This is a genomic window from Saltatorellus ferox (assembly GCA_007751475.1).
In the GTDB taxonomy this organism is placed as follows: domain Bacteria; phylum Planctomycetota; class UBA1135; order UBA1135.
In genome coordinates this window covers 4,425,905-4,442,003 of sequence record CP036434.1, presented here as the reverse complement: position 1 = coordinate 4,442,003, position 16,099 = coordinate 4,425,905, and the positions used below count along the sequence as shown (strand labels likewise).

Here is a 16,099-nt window from a genome sequence, read left to right as displayed (position 1 = left end):
GACCCAGCTCGAGACCTGAGACCCAGCTCTTCGCGGTGGCATTCGGCTACTTCCCGAGGAAGTCCAGCGCGGCATCCTCCGGCGCGTTCTCCCGGATCAGCTCCAGGATTCTTCGAAGGTACATCGTGTTGTAGCGCAGCCGCGACAGATGGTTGCCGTTCTCGTGGTCGCCGTTCCAGCAGTGCTCCGCGCGGTCGCCGTACTCCACGACCCCGCCGTAGGGCGGGTCGGTCGTCTTCTCCAGGAAGTCCTCCATCAGGTAGACGGCGTTGTTCAGGTAGTAGTTGTCCATGTCGCCGCAGTAGAGGTGGATCTTGCCCGCGAGCTTCGGTCCCAGCGTCGCCCAGTCGCGCTCGAGAATGTGTCGCAGGTCGTAGTGCTCGCGCCAGTAGGCGGCGACCGTGGGATCGATCTCTCCGGTGAGCTTGTCCCAAATTCTCGCGGGATAGCCGTCGGGTCCGACGGGCGAGTAGACCGCTTCCCAGATGTCGAACTGGTCGCCGGAGCGGCTCTTCGTGCCCAGCGCCAGCTCCATGTGGTTGCTCATGCGCATCGTGCCGTTGACCTGACCGAGGGAGTCGCGGTGGGCAGGAATCTCGATCCTGCCGAAGGGCCCGCGGCGCTCATAAGCGTTCTCGTCCCCGTAGAGGTCGACGAGGCAAAACGCGCGGAAGTCGATCGGGTCCGGGCAAGCCGCGAAGCATCCGCCGTACTCGTCGGGGTAGAACACCTGGACGGCCAGCGCTTCCCAGCCGCCGGTCGAGCCGCCGTAAAGGAAGCGCGACCAGCCCTTGCCGATGCCGCGGAACTGCGCCTCGAGATGGGGGAGGAGCTCATAGGTGATGGCATCACCGTAGGGGCCGAGGTTCGCCGAGTTGACGGCGTACGAGTCGTCGTAGTACGGGTTCGCGTGCTGGATCTCCACGATCAGGAACCGGGGGAAGCCGTCCGAGGTCCAGAGCTTGTAGAAGTCATGGGCCTCCTGCTGCTGGATCCGGTTGTAGCCCGCGACGCCGAAGCGCGCGGCGAAGTCGGGCTCGAGGTCCGGATCAGGCGGCTCCGGGCGGAAGCCGCCGAAGTCCGAGGAGAAATGCCCGTGGAAGATCATCACCGGATAGCGCGCGTCGGGGTGTTCGTCGAAGCCCTCTGGCACGAGGACGTGCGCGCCAAGGTGCATCGGGCGCCCCCAGAACTCCGACAGTCGTTCGCTCTGTATCCGCACGTGCCGGATGTACTTCGTGTCCTTCGGCGGCTCGATCGGAGCGATGATCTGGTCGAACTCCACGGTGATCGTCCTTGCGTCGCCGGCGGTCTGGATCGTCACCTTTTGCGGCGTGCTGTAGAGGTTGCCTGGCGCGAGGTTCCAGTGCTGTCCTTCGCCGCGATCCATCGGGAGCTGCACCGTGGCCCCATGGGCCAGCCGGAACGTCTCGTAGACGTGCAGCACCGCTTGAACGGTGTAGTCACCCGGCGGCAGTGCGGATAGCTTCGGCAGCGGGTATCCGAAGGCCGCGTCATCGAAACGCACGGTGGAGCCGGCCGACAGCCCGTTCACGTCGACCCCGAAGATCTGGGCGCTGTCGACGTTCCCGCTGATCTGAAAGCGTGGTTCTTTCTCACCGCTGGTGGAGAAGAGAAGCAGGACGCGCCCGTCGACGGGGTCCGCACGCAAGCTCTTGGGGAACGCCACGAGGACCTCGAGCGTCCCCTGGGGTTCCTGTGCAGCAGAGGCAGACGTGACAGGCGCAGCGAGCGCGCACGCGAGGAGGCAAATCGTTCCGATCATGCCGCCCAGTGTAGCGCAGCACCCGCCGCGCGCCGAAACGCGCGGGATCAGCTGCCGTTCGCGTTCGACTTCAGAGCACGGCAGGCGTTCTCCGTCGCCTCGTCGATGTCGACGAGCTCGACGTACCGACCGCCGGTATCGTGCACGAACGGCGTCATGTCGTAGGAGTGCGAGGTCGAGAGCTGCTTCGCCACGAACCGCGTCATCGGCGGCTCGCTCCTGGCTCCGACGAGCCTCCAGGCGCCCTCCATCGCCGCGCCCACGGCGTACGCGAGCGAGGCGGAGACACGGCGCGTGACCGGCGGGCGTCCCGTGGCTTCCAGCACGCGGTTGATCCAGTCCCAGAGCCGCACGGGTTCCACGTTGTTGATGAAGTACGCGCGGCCCGCGCAGTCCGCCCTGGCTCCGCGCTCCACGAGAGCATCGGCGGCCACCAGGTGCGCCTCGGCGGCGTTGTCGACGTAGCTGAGGCTGACCTCGCTGTCGAGCGGCCCGACGATGCGCAGCCTGCCCGCGTCGGCGCGCGCGAGCAGTCTCGGCAGGAGATTCGGGTCGCCCGGGCCGAAGATCAGGTGGGGCCTGAGCGCGACGGTGGCGAGGACCCGCGCCTCTTCGCCCGCGCACTGCCCGTTGGCCGCGAGCACCAGCTGCTCCGCTTCGGCTTTCGTTCTCGGGTAGTGCGCCAGATAGCGCTCGGGGTAGGGCAGGTCCCTGCCTGCGTCCCGGTGACTCGTCCCATCGAACACGACGCTGGGCGACGACGTGAACACGAGACGCGGCACGCCCGCCGCCAGGCACGCGGCGATCACGTGCTTCGTCGCGGTGACGTTCGCGTACTCGTAGTCGGCGGCGGGGCCGAAGACGCCTGGCCTGGCTGCGCAGTGGAACACGGTGTCGATGTCGTGGTTCGTGAGCGCGCTCACGATCGGCCCCGGGCCCGCGCCGAGATCCGCCTGGATCGACGGGACGCCGAGTTCTTCCAGGGCCGGGTAGTGCCCGCGCGAGATCGACACGGCCGTATCACCGCGCGCCACGAGCGCGCGAACCACGGCGCCTCCCAGGAAGCCGCCCCCGCCTGTCACCAGTGCCTTCATCGAATCGGGTCCAGCCAGAGCCGAACGGTCACAGCACCTGGCGCTCGGCCCAGGCCTTCAGCTCTTCCCGATGGATCTTCGCGTTGTGCCGCGGATCGACGGGGAACGCCTCGTGGAAGAGGAAGTGCTCGATGTCGGCAGATCGGGGCACTCGCCGGCCAATATCGCGCAGCTGCATGATGAAGCCCTGGGTCATCGTCTCGCCCTTCGGGTACTCGCCCGGGATGGCCTCGACCACGAGGAGCGGCGTCTCCGATCCCTTCGGCCCGATCCCGACGAGCGCCGTGCGATAGACGCGCGGATGCAGGTTGAAGATGTTCTCGACCGGCACCGGCATCCGGTTGCCGGTTTCGGTCTGCAGTCGATGCGACTTGCGGCCCAGGAACCAGAGTCGGCCCTGGGCATCGAAGCGGCCGATATCGCCCATGCGGTGCCAGACCGAGCCGTCCGCAGCGTGGATCTTCGCGGCGCGCGTGTGCTCTTCCTCGCCCGCGTAGATCTCGGTCACGACCGGGCCGCGGACGCAGACCTCGCCCATCTCCCCGAGGGCCACGACGAGGTCGTCCGACCACGTCGCGATCGGAGCGTCGCTGATCTTGATCAGTCGAATCTCGATGCCGGGCGCGGCCTCGCCGACGCACGTCCCCGCGCCGTTCTTCATGGCGTCGAGCAGTCCGGGCGCCACCTCGCGGCCCGCGATCGAAGCGACGGGCAGCGCCTCGGTGGCGCCGTAGGGCGTGAAGACGTCGGCGTCCATGCTGAGCACGGCGTGGGCGCGCTGGATCAAGTCCGGTGGCACGGGTGCGCCCGCCATCAAAAGGCGCTTCAGTCCGGGCAGCTTGTACCCCTGGTCGTGGCAATAGGGGAGCACGCGACGCCAGATCGCCGGCGAGCCGAACGACGTCGTCGCGCCCGACTCCTCGATCGCGCGCGCGATCTTCGCAGGATCGCACTTCGCGGGCTTCGTCGCGTCCATGTCGGGAAAGACCGAGGTCATCCCGAAGGCGATATCGAAGAGCGCGAAGAGCGGGAAGCACGCGAGGTCCACCTCGCCGGGCTCGAAGTCGTAGAGGGCCTTCAGCGCGAGCACCTGGGCATGGAACATGCCGTGTGTGTAGAGCACGCCCTTGGGCGGGCCCGTGCTGCCGCTCGTGAAGAGGATGGCCGCTGCGTCGGTGCTGGCCGTCGGCTCGATCTCGAACGTCCCCGGCTCGCGCGCGATCATTTTCTTCAGCGTGATCCCGCTCCAGCCGAGCCGCATGCCGACGGTGACGAAGAGCTGAACGCTTTGGAACGCGGCCGAGAACACGCTGCGGACCGCGTGGGCCAGTGGAATGCCGATGAAGATCTCGGGAGCGACACGTTCGACGGCGGCGAGCAGGCGCTCGCGTCCCATGCCGGGGTCCGCGAGCACAGGGACCGCGCCGAGCTTGAACAGCGCGTAGGTGATCGCGATGAGTTCGGGCCCGGGTTTGACGAAGACGCAGGCGTGCATTCCCTTGACCACGCCCTCGGATGCGAGCCCGTTTGCGATGCGGTTGGAGAGCGCTTCCAGCTCCGCGTACGAGGTGCTCTGCCACTCACCGGGCCGCTTGCCCGGGACCACCACGGCGGCGGCGTCCGGCCTGGCCGCGGCACCCGCAGGCAGGAACGAGGCGATGTTGGTGATCTCCGGAACGCCTGGCAGGCGAGGTCCGATCTGAACGTTCGGATCCTGAAGCGTCATTCGGTCGCTCCCCTGGCACTTGCTTCGGTGGGAGGCGGGCGCCTGATCCGCCGGATCGCGCCGATGACGACCTCGGGAGCATCCTCGTTGACGTAGTGCCCCGCGCCCTGGAGTTCCGAGACGAAGGCGTCCGGGAAACGCTGCTCCCACTGGGACTTGAAGAGCGGTGTGAAGCACCAGTCGCGCATGCCCCAGACGATCTCCATCGGCCGGTCACCCAGCGACTCGATCCGGTCGGCGATGCGGCTGAGCGTCGTCCAGCTCGGATGGTCTTCCTTCATCGGGATGTCCATGACGAAGCGCCAGATCTGCTCGCGCGCATCCCAGTTCGAATACGGAGCGAGCAGGCCTCTCCGGACGTCCTCTTCGAGAGGAATCACCGTCGTTTGCTTCGTCGCGGCGCGAGCGAACGCATTGCCGCCCTGCACCGCGAGTCGGCCGACGACGGGCGCGCGGCAGGCGGCGATTCGTTTCGGCATGAAGCTCGTGGGGAACGCCGCCGTGTTGGTGATCACGAAGCGCGAGAACCGCTCGGGTCGCTCCAGGGCCGCGCCGACGCCGATCGCGCCGCCCCAGTCGTGCACGACGAGCGTGATGTCCGTCAGATCGAGCTGGTCGATCAGGGAGACCAGCGCCGCGATATGGTCCTCCAGGAGGACGCCGCCCGGGATGCGATCGGAGAGACCCATGCCGAGGTGGTCGGGCGCGATCACCCGGGTTTCGCCCTTCAGGCCCTCGATGATCCGGCGCCAGTAGAATGACCAGGTGGGATTCCCGTGGACGCAGAGCACGGGGCCGGAGGCGTCCACCGCGCCCTCGTCCACGTAGTGCATCCGCGCCAGACTCTCGGGAGCTGGCCGGCCGCTCGGGACCTCGGCGAAGTGTGGCTCGTAGGGGAAGAGGTGGCGGATCGGACCCGCGATCTCTTCGGCCCGCCGCCGGATCGACTCGTCCCCGGCGGTGGAGCCGGATCGGGGCTCCACGGGGCGGGCCAGGGGGTCGGAAGTGGACACGGACTCTGAACTCACGTTCTTCGGGGAATGGGGGGACGCTGGAGCGGGCGTGTCGCAGCGTGGCGCACGAGAACCCAAGGGGCCGGAGAGGATAGCGGTTCCACCCCGGTCAGCGCACCTTGCGAACCCGGACCCGCACGGGTTCCGGGCTTCCGTGGACCGGAGTCGTCCTCACCAGGGTCTCGGTCACGAAGCTCCCGGCCTCCAGCAGGGCCCCCGGTTCCCGGGGGCTGGGGCCGATCTCTACCCTCGAAAGCACGGATAGATCGTGGAGCTCGAAGGTCCTCGTGCCCGTGCGCCTCCACCGGCGATTCCAAGGGACCGTCCGGGCTCCGTAGAGCAACTTGTCCCCGCTTCTGGCTGGATCCTCGGCGAGGAGCCTCCAGCGAACGGATCCCAGGGCGTCGGCCCAGTCCGCGTCGGTGGGGGCCTCCCCCCTGGGATCGGTGATGGAGAGCTCGATCGCGACGCGCCCGCGGGCCTCCAGTGGCTGCAGGATCCGCCACTCGTCCATCGCGTGCGCGTCCGGGCTCCTGGGGTCCAGCAGGCTGTACAGGCCATTCTCCGTGACCGCTCTGACCATGTAACTCTGCCCGAACTGGACGCCCGGCGGCCAGGGCAGGTCAGAGATCGTGCTGCCGTTCTCGCCGGCGCGGCCGCGGGAGAAGCGACGGTCCCGGGTCATGGCCTCTCCCGGGAGACGCCTCCGCGAGGGGCTCGTGTCGTCCGGCTCGTGGATGAGCTCGAACCAGACGTCGCCGGGCTTCACGCCTTCGGGAAGCGGAGACTCCAGGATCACCCGTGGCCCTGTCACCACCTGGAGCGTGACCCGCCCGTCCTCTTCCGGGTTGCTGGCGGTCACGGAGCCGATCCTGGCCCCGCGCCATGCATGGGTGCGGTCGAGCCCCAGGTCCTCGGCGAACGCGTAGACGTCCCAGGGCCCAGGTCCCTCCAGTTCTCTCAGCTCGAAGTGCCCCTCTGAATCGGTCTTCGTTCGCTGACGCAGCGGCAGCGCCCCTGCGTCCCGGACGTCCTGGCCCGTTGGAACCACCAGGATCGAATAGTCGGGAACTGGCCGTTGCGTGCCCTTGGAGATGAGCGCGCCGAGGATCCTCTGCTCACCCCATGCGATCTGCGACGGGTGCGCCCCGGGTCTCGCGCCTGCGGTGTCGGCCTCCTGTCGCTCGAAGGCCAGATCCAGAGGATCTTCCTGACTCGGCTGGAGCACCGAAAGGGAGTTCTCGGCGCCAGCCTGCGAAGTCTCGGGCTCCATCGCCACCGGAGCGATCGCTGCCGGCGCGGCCTCCGATCCCGTCCGAACGTAGAGCCAGCCAAGGGCGGTGAGTACGGACACGAGGAGGAGGATGAGGAGCGTGCGCATGGGCTGCCGTGGAAAGCGCGCACAGGCTACTCCGAATCGGTATCGCTTCCCATCCAGGACCCGTCGAGTACGCTTGCGCCCATGATACTCGCTCTCATCTCGCCGCTCTTGGCATCGCTGGCGGTCGGTCCGCTTCTGCCTGGCCCCTCCTCGGAGACGGGTCCGAAGGGGCCGCACATCGTGCTCTTCATGATCGACGATCTTGGCTGGCGTGATCTGGAGCCAGGGGCGTGGACGCAGCTTACCGAACCTCAGCTCAACGGGGCCAAGGAGGCCGAAGGCCAGGAAACGAGCAGCGCGCGGCACTTCCTGACGCCGCATATCGCGCGCCTCGCTGAACGGTCGGTCCGCTTCGCCGACGCCTACGCCGCGGCGCCCGTTTGCACGCCGACTCGCACCAGCCTGATGCTGGGCCAGAGTCCGGCCCGAACGGGCATCACCTATTGGACGCGGCACTTCGACCAGGACACGTCCTCTCCCTTCCCGGGTGAGGCTCCTCTGCTCCGAGCGCCTGCGTGGCGAATGAACGGGATTCAGCCGGGCGAGGCGACGCTTGCGTCGCGACTGAGGCAAGCAGGCTACTTCACGATTCACGTGGGAAAGGCGCACTTCGGCACCGGCCCCGGCGGCGATCCGACCGAGCTCGGGTTCGACGTGAACGTGGCGGGCTGGGCCGCCGGGGGCCCAGGAAGCTACCTCGGCATCGATGCCTTCAGCGCAGCGGGCCGCGAGCAGCGCAGGGGTCGCACGGGGCCAGGCGATCACTCCTGGGATATCCCCGGGCTGGAGGCCCACCACGGGAAGGAGGTGTTCCTCACCGATGTGCTCGCCGATGAAGCCGAGGCGGCGATGCGGAGGAGCGTGGCGGACGGAGAGCGCGTGTTCCTGCACTTCGCGCCCTACGCGGTGCATGCGCCGCTGATGGTGAACGAGCGCGTTCGCGATCGCTTCCCGGATCTCGACGGACCCGAGCTCGCCTACGCGACGCTCGTGGCGAGCGTGGACGATGCGGTCGGCCAGATCCTCGCTGCCGTCGACGATCTCGGGATCGCGGACACCACGCTCGTGGTGTTCACGAGCGACAACGGAGGCCTGTCGGCCCACGGCCGCGGGGGAAAGAAGCACAGCCACAACCTGCCGCTCAAGAGCGGCAAGGGCTCGGCCTACGAGGGCGGCGTTCGCGTGCCGCTCTTCGTGCGCTGGCCCGGGGTGACCGAGGCCGGACGCGTGGCCCGCGGACCCGTCGTGACGCAGGATCTCTTTCGGACGCTTCTGGCTGCGGCCGGCGGGGACGCGCGCGACGCTGGCGCGACCGGGCTCGACCTCTCACCTGTCCTTGGCGGGGCCGATGTTCCGGAGACGCGTCCGATCGTCTGGCACCAGCCGCACTACTGGGGTGTCGCAGGCCCCGGAATCGAGCCTTACAGCGCGCTGCGCCTCGGGCGCTGGAAGCTCATCTACTTCCATTCGAGCGTCGTGGAGGAGAGCGGGGTCGACGGGCGGCCAGCTCGAGCGGTGCGGAGGCCAGAGCCGCGATTCGAGCTCTACGACCTCAGCGTGGACATCGGGGAGGCCCACGACCTCGCGCTCGATCAGCCAGCCACGGTCGACGCACTCGCCGAGCTTCTGTCGGTGGAGCTGGAGGCCGCGAACGCCGGGATGTCGATCGTGCTCAGCACCGGCGAACCTGTCCCGCTTCCGCGGGATCTACTGGCCCGGTGAGCATCCACGACGGGAGCCCGCGAAGCGGGCGGAGGCCGCAGGCCGACGTCTGACGTCTGACGCAGCCATGGCGCCGTTTGGGCGCGCTGGCGACGCAGTTTGATGAATGATTCGGGTTAGCTCTCCGCAGGCCGGTCCCAGAGGACACGCCTGAAGGGCGCGGTCGAGGAAAGGCTGACCAGGTGCGATCCGATCCGCGTGTGCACGACGCTGCGCGGTTCCCCTCGGTAGGTGAGCCGCGTTCGCCACTCGCCGTCGAGCCCGGTGAGCTTGCATTCGGTGAGTCCAGGAAGGCCGATCTGTTCGGCCTTCAGCACTGCCTCCTTCGAGGTCCAGAGTCGCGCGAAGCCGAAGGCGTCCAGCGCGTGATCGGCGGTCTCCCCGAGTTCGGCGCGCTCGTTTGTGTCGGCCACTCGCTCCACGAGCAGGCGACGACGCAGGGCGATGCGCTCGAGATCGATCCCGAGCGGTCCGCGCCTCGAGAGGACGGCCGCCACGAACGTCGCGTCGTGGCTGATGGACCAGTGCCAACCGCTCGCCGTGGGGATCGGGCGGCCGCGTTCGCCGGACTTTTGGAACTGCGTGTCAGGGCAGGCCGCGAGGCGAGCGGCCTCGCGCAGCGCGGCGCGGGAGGCCGCGCGCTGGGCGGCGACCCGCTCCGGCGCCGGGCGCGTTGATTCCTGGTGCGGCGTCGGTCGGACGACGGCGATCAGCAGCTCCTCGCCCGCGCCTGCGAGGTGAGCGGCCGATGGAAGGGTGGCGTGGTTCAACTCGTCAGCTACCGTGTGGCTCAACCATTCGGCCCTTCGAGCGGATCGATCTTCTTGCGCTTCATGATCTCCGCCGCTGGCCCGTCGATCGTCGGCAGCGGGAAACCGCGCGAAGGCTCGTGACTCATATCCATCAGCCTCACCATCCGCGCGGCGATTTCCGGGTGCTTGTCGATCACGTTGGTGGTCTCCTTCGGATCCTTCTCCATCTGGTAGAGCTCGAGTCGCGGCTCGCCCTTCTTCAGGCCGACGCGCAAGAGTTTCCATGGGCCTTCGCGGAGCGCCTGGGCGCCCGCGGGTCGGAACTCCCAGTAGAGGAACGGTCGCTCCTTCGCCTCGTCATCACCGAGGAGCACGGGCGCGAAGCTGACGCTGTCGAGCCCGACCGGAACCTCGGCCCCGATGAGGTCCAGCAGCGTCGCCGTCAGGTCGATGGAGGAGACGAGGCGGTCCGAAACGGCGCCTTCCGCGATGTGCCCGGGCCAGCTCGCGAGGAACGGGATCCGAACGCCGCCCTCGTAGAGGCTCCCTTTCTGACCGCGGCGGCCGTCGTGGCTCCCGAAGAACTCGAAGTCCACGCCCCCGGTGTAGGTCGCGCCGTTGTCGCTGGTGAAGATGACGATCGTGTTCTCGCGTTGACCCGTGTCCTCGATGAGGTCGAGCAACCGTCCGACCTGGTCGTCGAGGAAGGAAATCATGCCCGCATAGGCGCGCCGCGGGCTCGGGTGCGGAAGGTACGACGGCTTGCCGAGGTAGGGCGCCGTGTCCCATTCGGCCGGGTAGCGCTCGACGTACTCGCGCGGCACCTGCAGCGCCAGGTGGGGGATGACCGAGGCGTAGTAGAGGAAGAAGGGCTCGCCGGCTTCGGCCTTCGCCCGCGTCCACGCCAGCATGTCCTCGGCGATGAGCGCCGGCGCGTAGCGTTCGTGTCCGTCGCCATAGCGCTCGTAGTACTCGTCGATGGAACCGAGCGGCGCGTCGAGCTTCTGGTGAGCGGGGAAGAACTCGGCTCCCTCGATGGGGGCCTTGACGCCGTCCTTCCAGAGATGGGTCGGGTAGTAGTTGTGTGCCTTGCGCTGGCACAGGTAGCCGTAGAAGTGGCCGAAGCCCTGGCGCTCGGGCGCGCCTCTCGTGCCGGGGCCGCCGAGGCCCCACTTTCCGTACCCCGCGGTCGAATAGCCCCGGGCCTTGAGGCGCTCGGCGAGGGTGACCTCGTCCTGGGAGAGGGGCCACTGCCCTTCGGGCTGGTTCTCACCCCAGCCGCCGTTCTCCCAGTTGTCGCGGACCTCGGCGTGCCCTGAGTGCTTCCCGGTCATGAGCGAGCAGCGCGAAGGGGCGCACACCGGCGACCCGCTGTAGCCCTGGGTGAAGCGCATGCCCACGGCGGCGATGGCGTCGATGTTCGGCGTCTGGATCTTCGTCTGCCCGTAGCAGCCGACCTCTCCGGCCCCGAGATCGTCCACGTAGATGACAATCACGTTGGGTGACGGAGGCGCCGGCTGCTCCGCTGGAGCGGCCTCTTGTCCGATCGCATGGGACAGCGGGAGCAGCGTTCCCAGGGCCCAGAAGAGGGCCTTGGACGCCAAGGAGAGCGTGGGACTCGTCATTCTTGGGTCGGACATGGCTCCCGAGGATACAGCCTGCAGTCGGCCACTGCGGCACGCGGATCTCCGTGCTGTCATGCAGAGCCCGGTAATTCGGCGCGCTCGCTCGCATTCCGGGGGAGCGTCGGGTCTAAAATCTGGCGGTCGCCCGGCCCGCCGGGCTTCCCGAACCAGCGGGGTGCGTGCATTCCCTTTCGCACGGACCCTGTCCTCCATCCTCTTCGAGTTCGAACCCAAGAGACCCATGCGCACCGCACTCCTTCTTTTCAGCCTTGCCACGACCCTGGGCGCGTCCAGCTGCAGCACGCCTTACTACGCGATGATGGAGCAGTTCGGCGTCGAGAAGCGCGACATCCTCGTCGATCGGGTGGCGGATGCCCGCGAGGAGCAGGTCGACGCCCAAGAGCAGTTCAAGACGACCCTCCAGAAGTTCCAGGAACTCAACAACTTCGACGGCGGCAACGTCCAGAAGATGTACGAAGAGTTCAGCGACGAGTACGACGACTCCGTCGACGCAGCCGAGGACGTGTCGAAGCGCATCGAGAAGATCCGCTCGGTCGCAGCGGACCTCTTCGAGGAATGGGAAGAGGAGATCGAGCAGTACGAGAGCGCGGACCTTCGCCGCCGTAGTGAGGACCAGCTCCGCCAGACGCGCCAGCGCTACACCGGGCTGATCGGCTCGATGGAGAAGGCCGAGGCCTCGATGGCGCCGGTCCTCGCCGCGTTCCACGACCAGGTGCTGTCGCTCAAGCACACGCTGAACTCCCTCGCGATCAACTCGCTGGAGAACGACGTCATCAAGATCGAGGGCGACGTCGGTCAGCTCATCGCCAACATGGAGAAGTCGATCGCCGAAGCCGAGTCGTTCATCAAGGAGTTCGACAACAAGCCTGACGCGTAGCCAGCGATCTCCTCGGAGACGAAAGCAGCGAGCGCCTCCCACGGGAGGCGCTCGCTGCTTTTTCGTGGTCGTAGAGCCTTCTTGCTATGCGTCGATCAGGTCGAGTTCCTGCTGGGCCTGGATCAGCAGCGCGCGCAGCTTGAGGCTCGCGTCCGCGATCTCACGTCGCTTGCGGCGATCGATGATCGAGAACGGTGCGCCTTCGATCTGGCCGATGGGGAAGTCGGAGCGGATCAGCTCGATGGCCTGGCGGTAGGCGCGGTCGATCCGCTCGGCGAGCTTGACGTCCTTGTCGCGGACGTCGGAGGCGAAGTGGCGGTAGAGGCTATGGATGCCGATCCACGAGTGACGGATGACCATCAGGCTCTGGTCGCTCCACATCTCCTCCTCGCTCGTGATGGTCTTCGAGGCGACTTCGCTGCAGCGATCGATCATGGCCTCGAACTCCATCTTTGCGTCGTACAGGCGGCGGTCCGCGAGGACGGCCTCGAGCTCCTCGACGTCCTCCAAGAGCTCCTTGGCATAGGGCATGGCGGGCGTGACCTTTTCACGGGAGAAAAGGAAGATCTCGATCCGGTGGAAGCCGCGGAAGTCGCCGTCGAGCTCGCCCGACGGGAATTCGTGGGCGCGCGCGTCGATGTTTCGGTGCAGTTCGGGGAACGCGCGGGCGACGATCTCGATCTCCTCGTAGGGAGCGCGGGCTTCGAAGTACGCGCGCTTGGCGCCCGCGAGGTCGCGGTTCTCCAGCGAGACGACCAGGCTCTCGACGGCGTTGACCAGGTCGGAAGCGCGCGTTTGGAGGTAGGAGATGCCCATTCCGACCTCGCCGGCAAACGGCGTGGTGGACACCGAGGCTGGCGCGGCGGGTGCGGCTTCCTGGGTCTTGGACGAAGCGCAGCTCGCAGAGATGCCCAGGAGGAGAGCAGCGGAGCAGCGAAGGAGGGCGTGGGGGGTCCGGAGGTGGGTGCGCATGTCGGGTAGTGCCGCGAGAAACGAAAGAGGGCGAGTCCCTCCACGGTGTGGTGGGGCCCGCCTCAGGTATCGACGTCTCGAAGCGTCTCCTTTTGGCCTTTTTGAAGGCCTGGCGCGAAATTACTGGATCACGTCGCTGGCCGGGTTCTCCGGTGTGCGCAGGCGCTTCAGGAAGGTCAGGATCTGCACGCGCTGGGCCTGACCCAGGCCGGCAAAGTTGTTCCGGGCATCGAGGGCCTCACCGCCGTGGGCGAGGATGGCTTCCGTGAGGGTCGTCGCGCGGCCATCGTGGAGGTACGGCGCGGTGTCGGCGACGCCCCAGAGGCGCGCCGTGATGAACTGGCCGTCGAGCGGGCTGCCGAAGCTCTCCGCGAGACCCGCGCCCATGTCGTGCCGCTTCAGGTCACTGAAGAGCGGCACCTCGATGCCGCCGCCCGGCGCGGCGTCGAAGCCGGCGGTGCTCTGGGTCAGATCCGTCGAGTAGAACTGGTTCAGCTGGGGCGCGCTCGCCACCTCGGGGAACCGGTAGCGGAGTGTGCGCTCGCGGGTCGTGATGGAGGGAACGTGACAGTTCGCGCAGCCGATGCCCTGGAAGAGGTCGAAGCCAGCCTGGGCGTCGGCGTTCCAGTCACGGACCTCCGGGCGCTCCAGGTTGGTGTTGAAGATATGGAGAGCCGAAAGCTCACCGACCAGGATCTCGTCCACCACCCCGTCGGAGTCGTTGTCCACGCCCGCGCCGGCGGTTTCCATCGGCTGCATGCCGAAGTGGAACTTCATCGCGTCGATGTCGAAGGCACGGACCGTCGTGAACTCACCCTTGCGCCCGAAAGGGCGAACGACGAGGTCCTCGTCGACCCCTTCGACGCCGGAGTAGTCGAAGCCCTGGGACGCGGAGTCATAGCGAAGAACGCCGAACGATACGCCGTGTGTGACGAGCGGAATGTCCGTGTCCGGGTAGGAGAAGGCAGCGCGGGGCGCGCGCTGGAGATCCATCGTCATCTCGACGCCCACGAGCTCGACTCCTCCCGACCCGAAGAGGAACGGAGGGTTGATGTAGCGCCCGTCGAAATCGGCAAAGCCGTTACCGCCCGCATCTGCCACGTCGACGAAACGCGGCTGGAAGAGAACGTTGTTGTTGGAGCCTCCGACGCCGCCAACGGCGAAGGTGAACGGGACCGTCGCGTTGCTACCCACCGAGTGGCACTCCATGCACGTTTGGGCGTCGAGCCCGTTCACCCGCAGGAAGGTGCCGTTGTTCTGGAGCGTCGGGCGACGGCCTGGCTCGGTGGGATTGTTCGGATCCATGGGGCCGTCGCCGTAGCCGTCCTGCTTGTTGAACGGCGTCGCGAACATGCGTAGCCCCGCCGTGCGTAGCTCGTCCAGCGTGAGCGTGCCGCTGGCGACCTCGGTCTGGGTCATTCGGTGACCGCTCAGCGCGGGGCCATCGTCCTGGAACGAGAGAGGCGTGGCAGTCGCTGCTGGAGCCGACAGCGCTGCCGCTACGGTCAGGGTCAGGAGCGACGAAGGAGAGCGATGGATTCGAAGCTTGGTTGGCACGGGAGAATCTCGGATCAGGGGCTGCGGGGGGGAGAGTGGCACAGGCGTCGGTGCCTGCCATCGGACCAGGGGGCGATCAGGAGACCGAATCACCCTCGTTAGCGAATTCTATTGGGGTGTGACTGAAGATGCGGCCATCTCGTTCCCACGAATCGGCCGGGAGCGGGCAGTCTGACCCACGCGAGGGGGTCTCAAAGGGGGCCTACGCACACTGTCGTTACCAAACGGGCCCAGAGGGCCCGGCGGAGATGGGGGCCGATCCTCAGGCGCGCTCCGGCAGACGCCACCAGAGAGTGAGCTCCTCGCTCTGGATCGGGAACTCGATCCGGGTCCGGAACTTTCGGAAGTCCGAGGGCTGCAGGCCGGCCTCCCGCGTGGCGTTCTCCGCGATCGCCTTGCAGGAGCGGACGTCCTGGCTGCTGAGTCCGCTCGGGTGGGCGTCGAGGTGGATCACCGCAGGAGCGGTCGTCCGGTCGGGGGAGCCCTCGGCGGGAGGCTCCGCATCCAGGCGTCGGGGAAGCGGGTGGTCCAGGCTGACCGTCGCGATGGGGTCTCCCTCGATGACGATATCCCGGTGGATGAAGAGGTCGAAGGTCAGGGCTTCGGCGGGTCTTCCCGCGCGGACCGGCATGCACCCGTAGCGAGATTCCGGGGTGGCGAATCGCTCGAAGTGGCCGAGCGTCCGGCATCCGAGACCGAGCGTGGCAAACTCGTTGACGTCGAGGGAGTCCTCCGCGATGCGGATCTCCGTTGCGTCGCATCGGCTTCGTGTGACCTCCAGCTTCGGAATCGGGTGGGAGCAGAGGTCGGGGAGGAGAAAGCTCAGAGGATCTTCCTGAACCTCGCGTCCGCCGAGTGTGCGCCGCTTCGATCGCCAGTCCTCGTCGTCCCGGAAAGGGCCGAAGCTCATGACCAGCAGGGGCGCACCCACGCGAAGGCGGCGAACGTCCTGTCGAATCGCTACGAGGAGCGAGTCAAGGCGCTCGGGGTCCTCGCTCGAGGGAAGGAGGTAGATAGAGTTGTAGACCGTGCCCGCTCGCGTACCGCAGAGCGTCGTCATTCCTCGGAATACCGATCGGCGTGCGTCGCGCTCCGCGCGTTCGCGTTCCTCTGGCAGCCAGCCAGCGAGCGTGGCTTCGAGATCGGTTCGCCCGCCGCTGAACTCGGAGAGCAGCTCCGCGTACGCCTCGGTCGCACGGTTCAGACGCTCCAGAACCGCGTCGCTTGCCTGGGCCTTCCGTGCTGCGTGGTGGATCAACTGGAGGCCCTGGGGCGTCGGGATTCCACGGAGTGCACGCAGGGAATCCTCTTCGTGCAGCGCGCGGATCACGCGACTGGCGAGGCTCTTGTTGAGGCCGAGTTCGTGCGTGAGTTGAACGGGCCGAATCGAGCCTGCTTCGGCGCTGTGGAGCGCCTCGGCGAGGGTTTGCTCGAGCGCCGTGCATAGTTCGTCTGCCAGGGCTCGGAGCCTGTCTTCGAGGGAAGTGGTGGTATGTGGGGACATGCCTCGCAGTCTATGGCTCTCCGGTTTCGATTGCACAGTCGCGTGGTTCCGGTGGTAGGTCGCCGGAGG

General features: G+C 67.4%; 12 protein-coding genes. 2 read left to right on the top strand and 10 right to left on the bottom strand.

Going from position 1 to position 16,099, the window contains the following annotated elements; genetic code table 11:
* Positions 1–46: 46 nt before the first annotated feature.
* From Poly30_RS15870 to Poly30_RS15850, 5 genes are all read right to left on the bottom strand, one after another.
* Positions 47–1,786: an alpha/beta hydrolase-fold protein gene (locus Poly30_RS15870; protein WP_145199097.1), complete on the bottom strand. Its 1,740-nt coding sequence runs from the start codon at positions 1,784–1,786 to the stop codon at positions 47–49.
* A gap of 47 nt (positions 1,787–1,833) precedes the next feature.
* Positions 1,834–2,880: an NAD-dependent epimerase/dehydratase family protein gene (locus tag Poly30_RS15865; protein WP_145199094.1), complete on the bottom strand. Its 1,047-nt coding sequence runs from the start codon at positions 2,878–2,880 to the stop codon at positions 1,834–1,836.
* A 28-nt stretch (positions 2,881–2,908) separates the two neighbouring features.
* Positions 2,909–4,606 (bottom strand): fatty acid CoA ligase family protein, encoded by a 1,698-nt coding sequence (locus Poly30_RS15860; protein ID WP_145199091.1) that lies wholly within the window; start codon positions 4,604–4,606, stop codon positions 2,909–2,911.
* Entirely contained in the window at positions 4,603–5,619 is a 1,017-nt protein-coding gene (locus tag Poly30_RS15855; protein ID WP_145199088.1) for an alpha/beta fold hydrolase, read from the bottom strand. Before Poly30_RS15855 ends, Poly30_RS15860 begins: the two co-directional genes overlap by 4 nt.
* 109 nt (positions 5,620–5,728) lie before the next feature.
* On the bottom strand, positions 5,729–7,000 hold the full coding sequence (locus tag Poly30_RS15850; RefSeq protein ID WP_145199085.1) for a hypothetical protein: 1,272 nt from the start codon (positions 6,998–7,000) through the stop codon (positions 5,729–5,731).
* Positions 7,001–7,081: 81 nt separating this feature from the next.
* Between Poly30_RS15850 and Poly30_RS15845 the strand changes: the two genes are divergently transcribed.
* Positions 7,082–8,722, top strand: coding sequence for a sulfatase (locus Poly30_RS15845; RefSeq protein ID WP_145199082.1), 1,641 nt, complete (start codon positions 7,082–7,084; stop codon positions 8,720–8,722).
* A gap of 116 nt (positions 8,723–8,838) precedes the next feature.
* Here Poly30_RS15845 and Poly30_RS15840 read toward each other — a convergent pair whose 3' ends face one another.
* Together Poly30_RS15840 and Poly30_RS15835 are read right to left on the bottom strand one after the other, a co-directional pair.
* Entirely contained in the window at positions 8,839–9,492 is a 654-nt protein-coding gene (locus tag Poly30_RS15840; RefSeq protein WP_145199078.1) for a 4'-phosphopantetheinyl transferase family protein, read from the bottom strand.
* A gap of 20 nt (positions 9,493–9,512) precedes the next feature.
* Positions 9,513–11,114, bottom strand: coding sequence for an arylsulfatase (locus tag Poly30_RS15835; protein WP_419190244.1), 1,602 nt, complete (start codon positions 11,112–11,114; stop codon positions 9,513–9,515).
* Between the two features lie 226 nt (positions 11,115–11,340).
* Between Poly30_RS15835 and Poly30_RS15830 the strand changes: the two genes are divergently transcribed.
* Complete coding sequence (locus Poly30_RS15830; protein ID WP_145199073.1) at positions 11,341–11,997, top strand: DUF2959 family protein; 657 nt, start codon at positions 11,341–11,343, stop codon at positions 11,995–11,997.
* Between the two features lie 84 nt (positions 11,998–12,081).
* Here the strand turns inward: Poly30_RS15830 and Poly30_RS15825 are convergent, their stop codons facing one another.
* The 3 genes from Poly30_RS15825 to Poly30_RS15815 all read right to left on the bottom strand — a co-directional run bounded on the left by Poly30_RS15825 (position 12,082) and on the right by Poly30_RS15815 (position 16,030).
* Positions 12,082–12,969 (bottom strand): EfeM/EfeO family lipoprotein, encoded by an 888-nt coding sequence (locus Poly30_RS15825; protein ID WP_145199070.1) that lies wholly within the window; start codon positions 12,967–12,969, stop codon positions 12,082–12,084.
* Positions 12,970–13,089: 120 nt separating this feature from the next.
* Positions 13,090–14,526, bottom strand: a complete 1,437-nt coding sequence (locus tag Poly30_RS15820; RefSeq protein WP_145199067.1) for a di-heme oxidoredictase family protein — start codon at positions 14,524–14,526, stop codon at positions 13,090–13,092.
* Between the two features lie 262 nt (positions 14,527–14,788).
* On the bottom strand, positions 14,789–16,030 hold the full coding sequence (locus Poly30_RS15815) for a hypothetical protein (protein WP_145199065.1): 1,242 nt from the start codon (positions 16,028–16,030) through the stop codon (positions 14,789–14,791).
* Between the last annotated feature and the right edge of the window lie 69 nt (positions 16,031–16,099).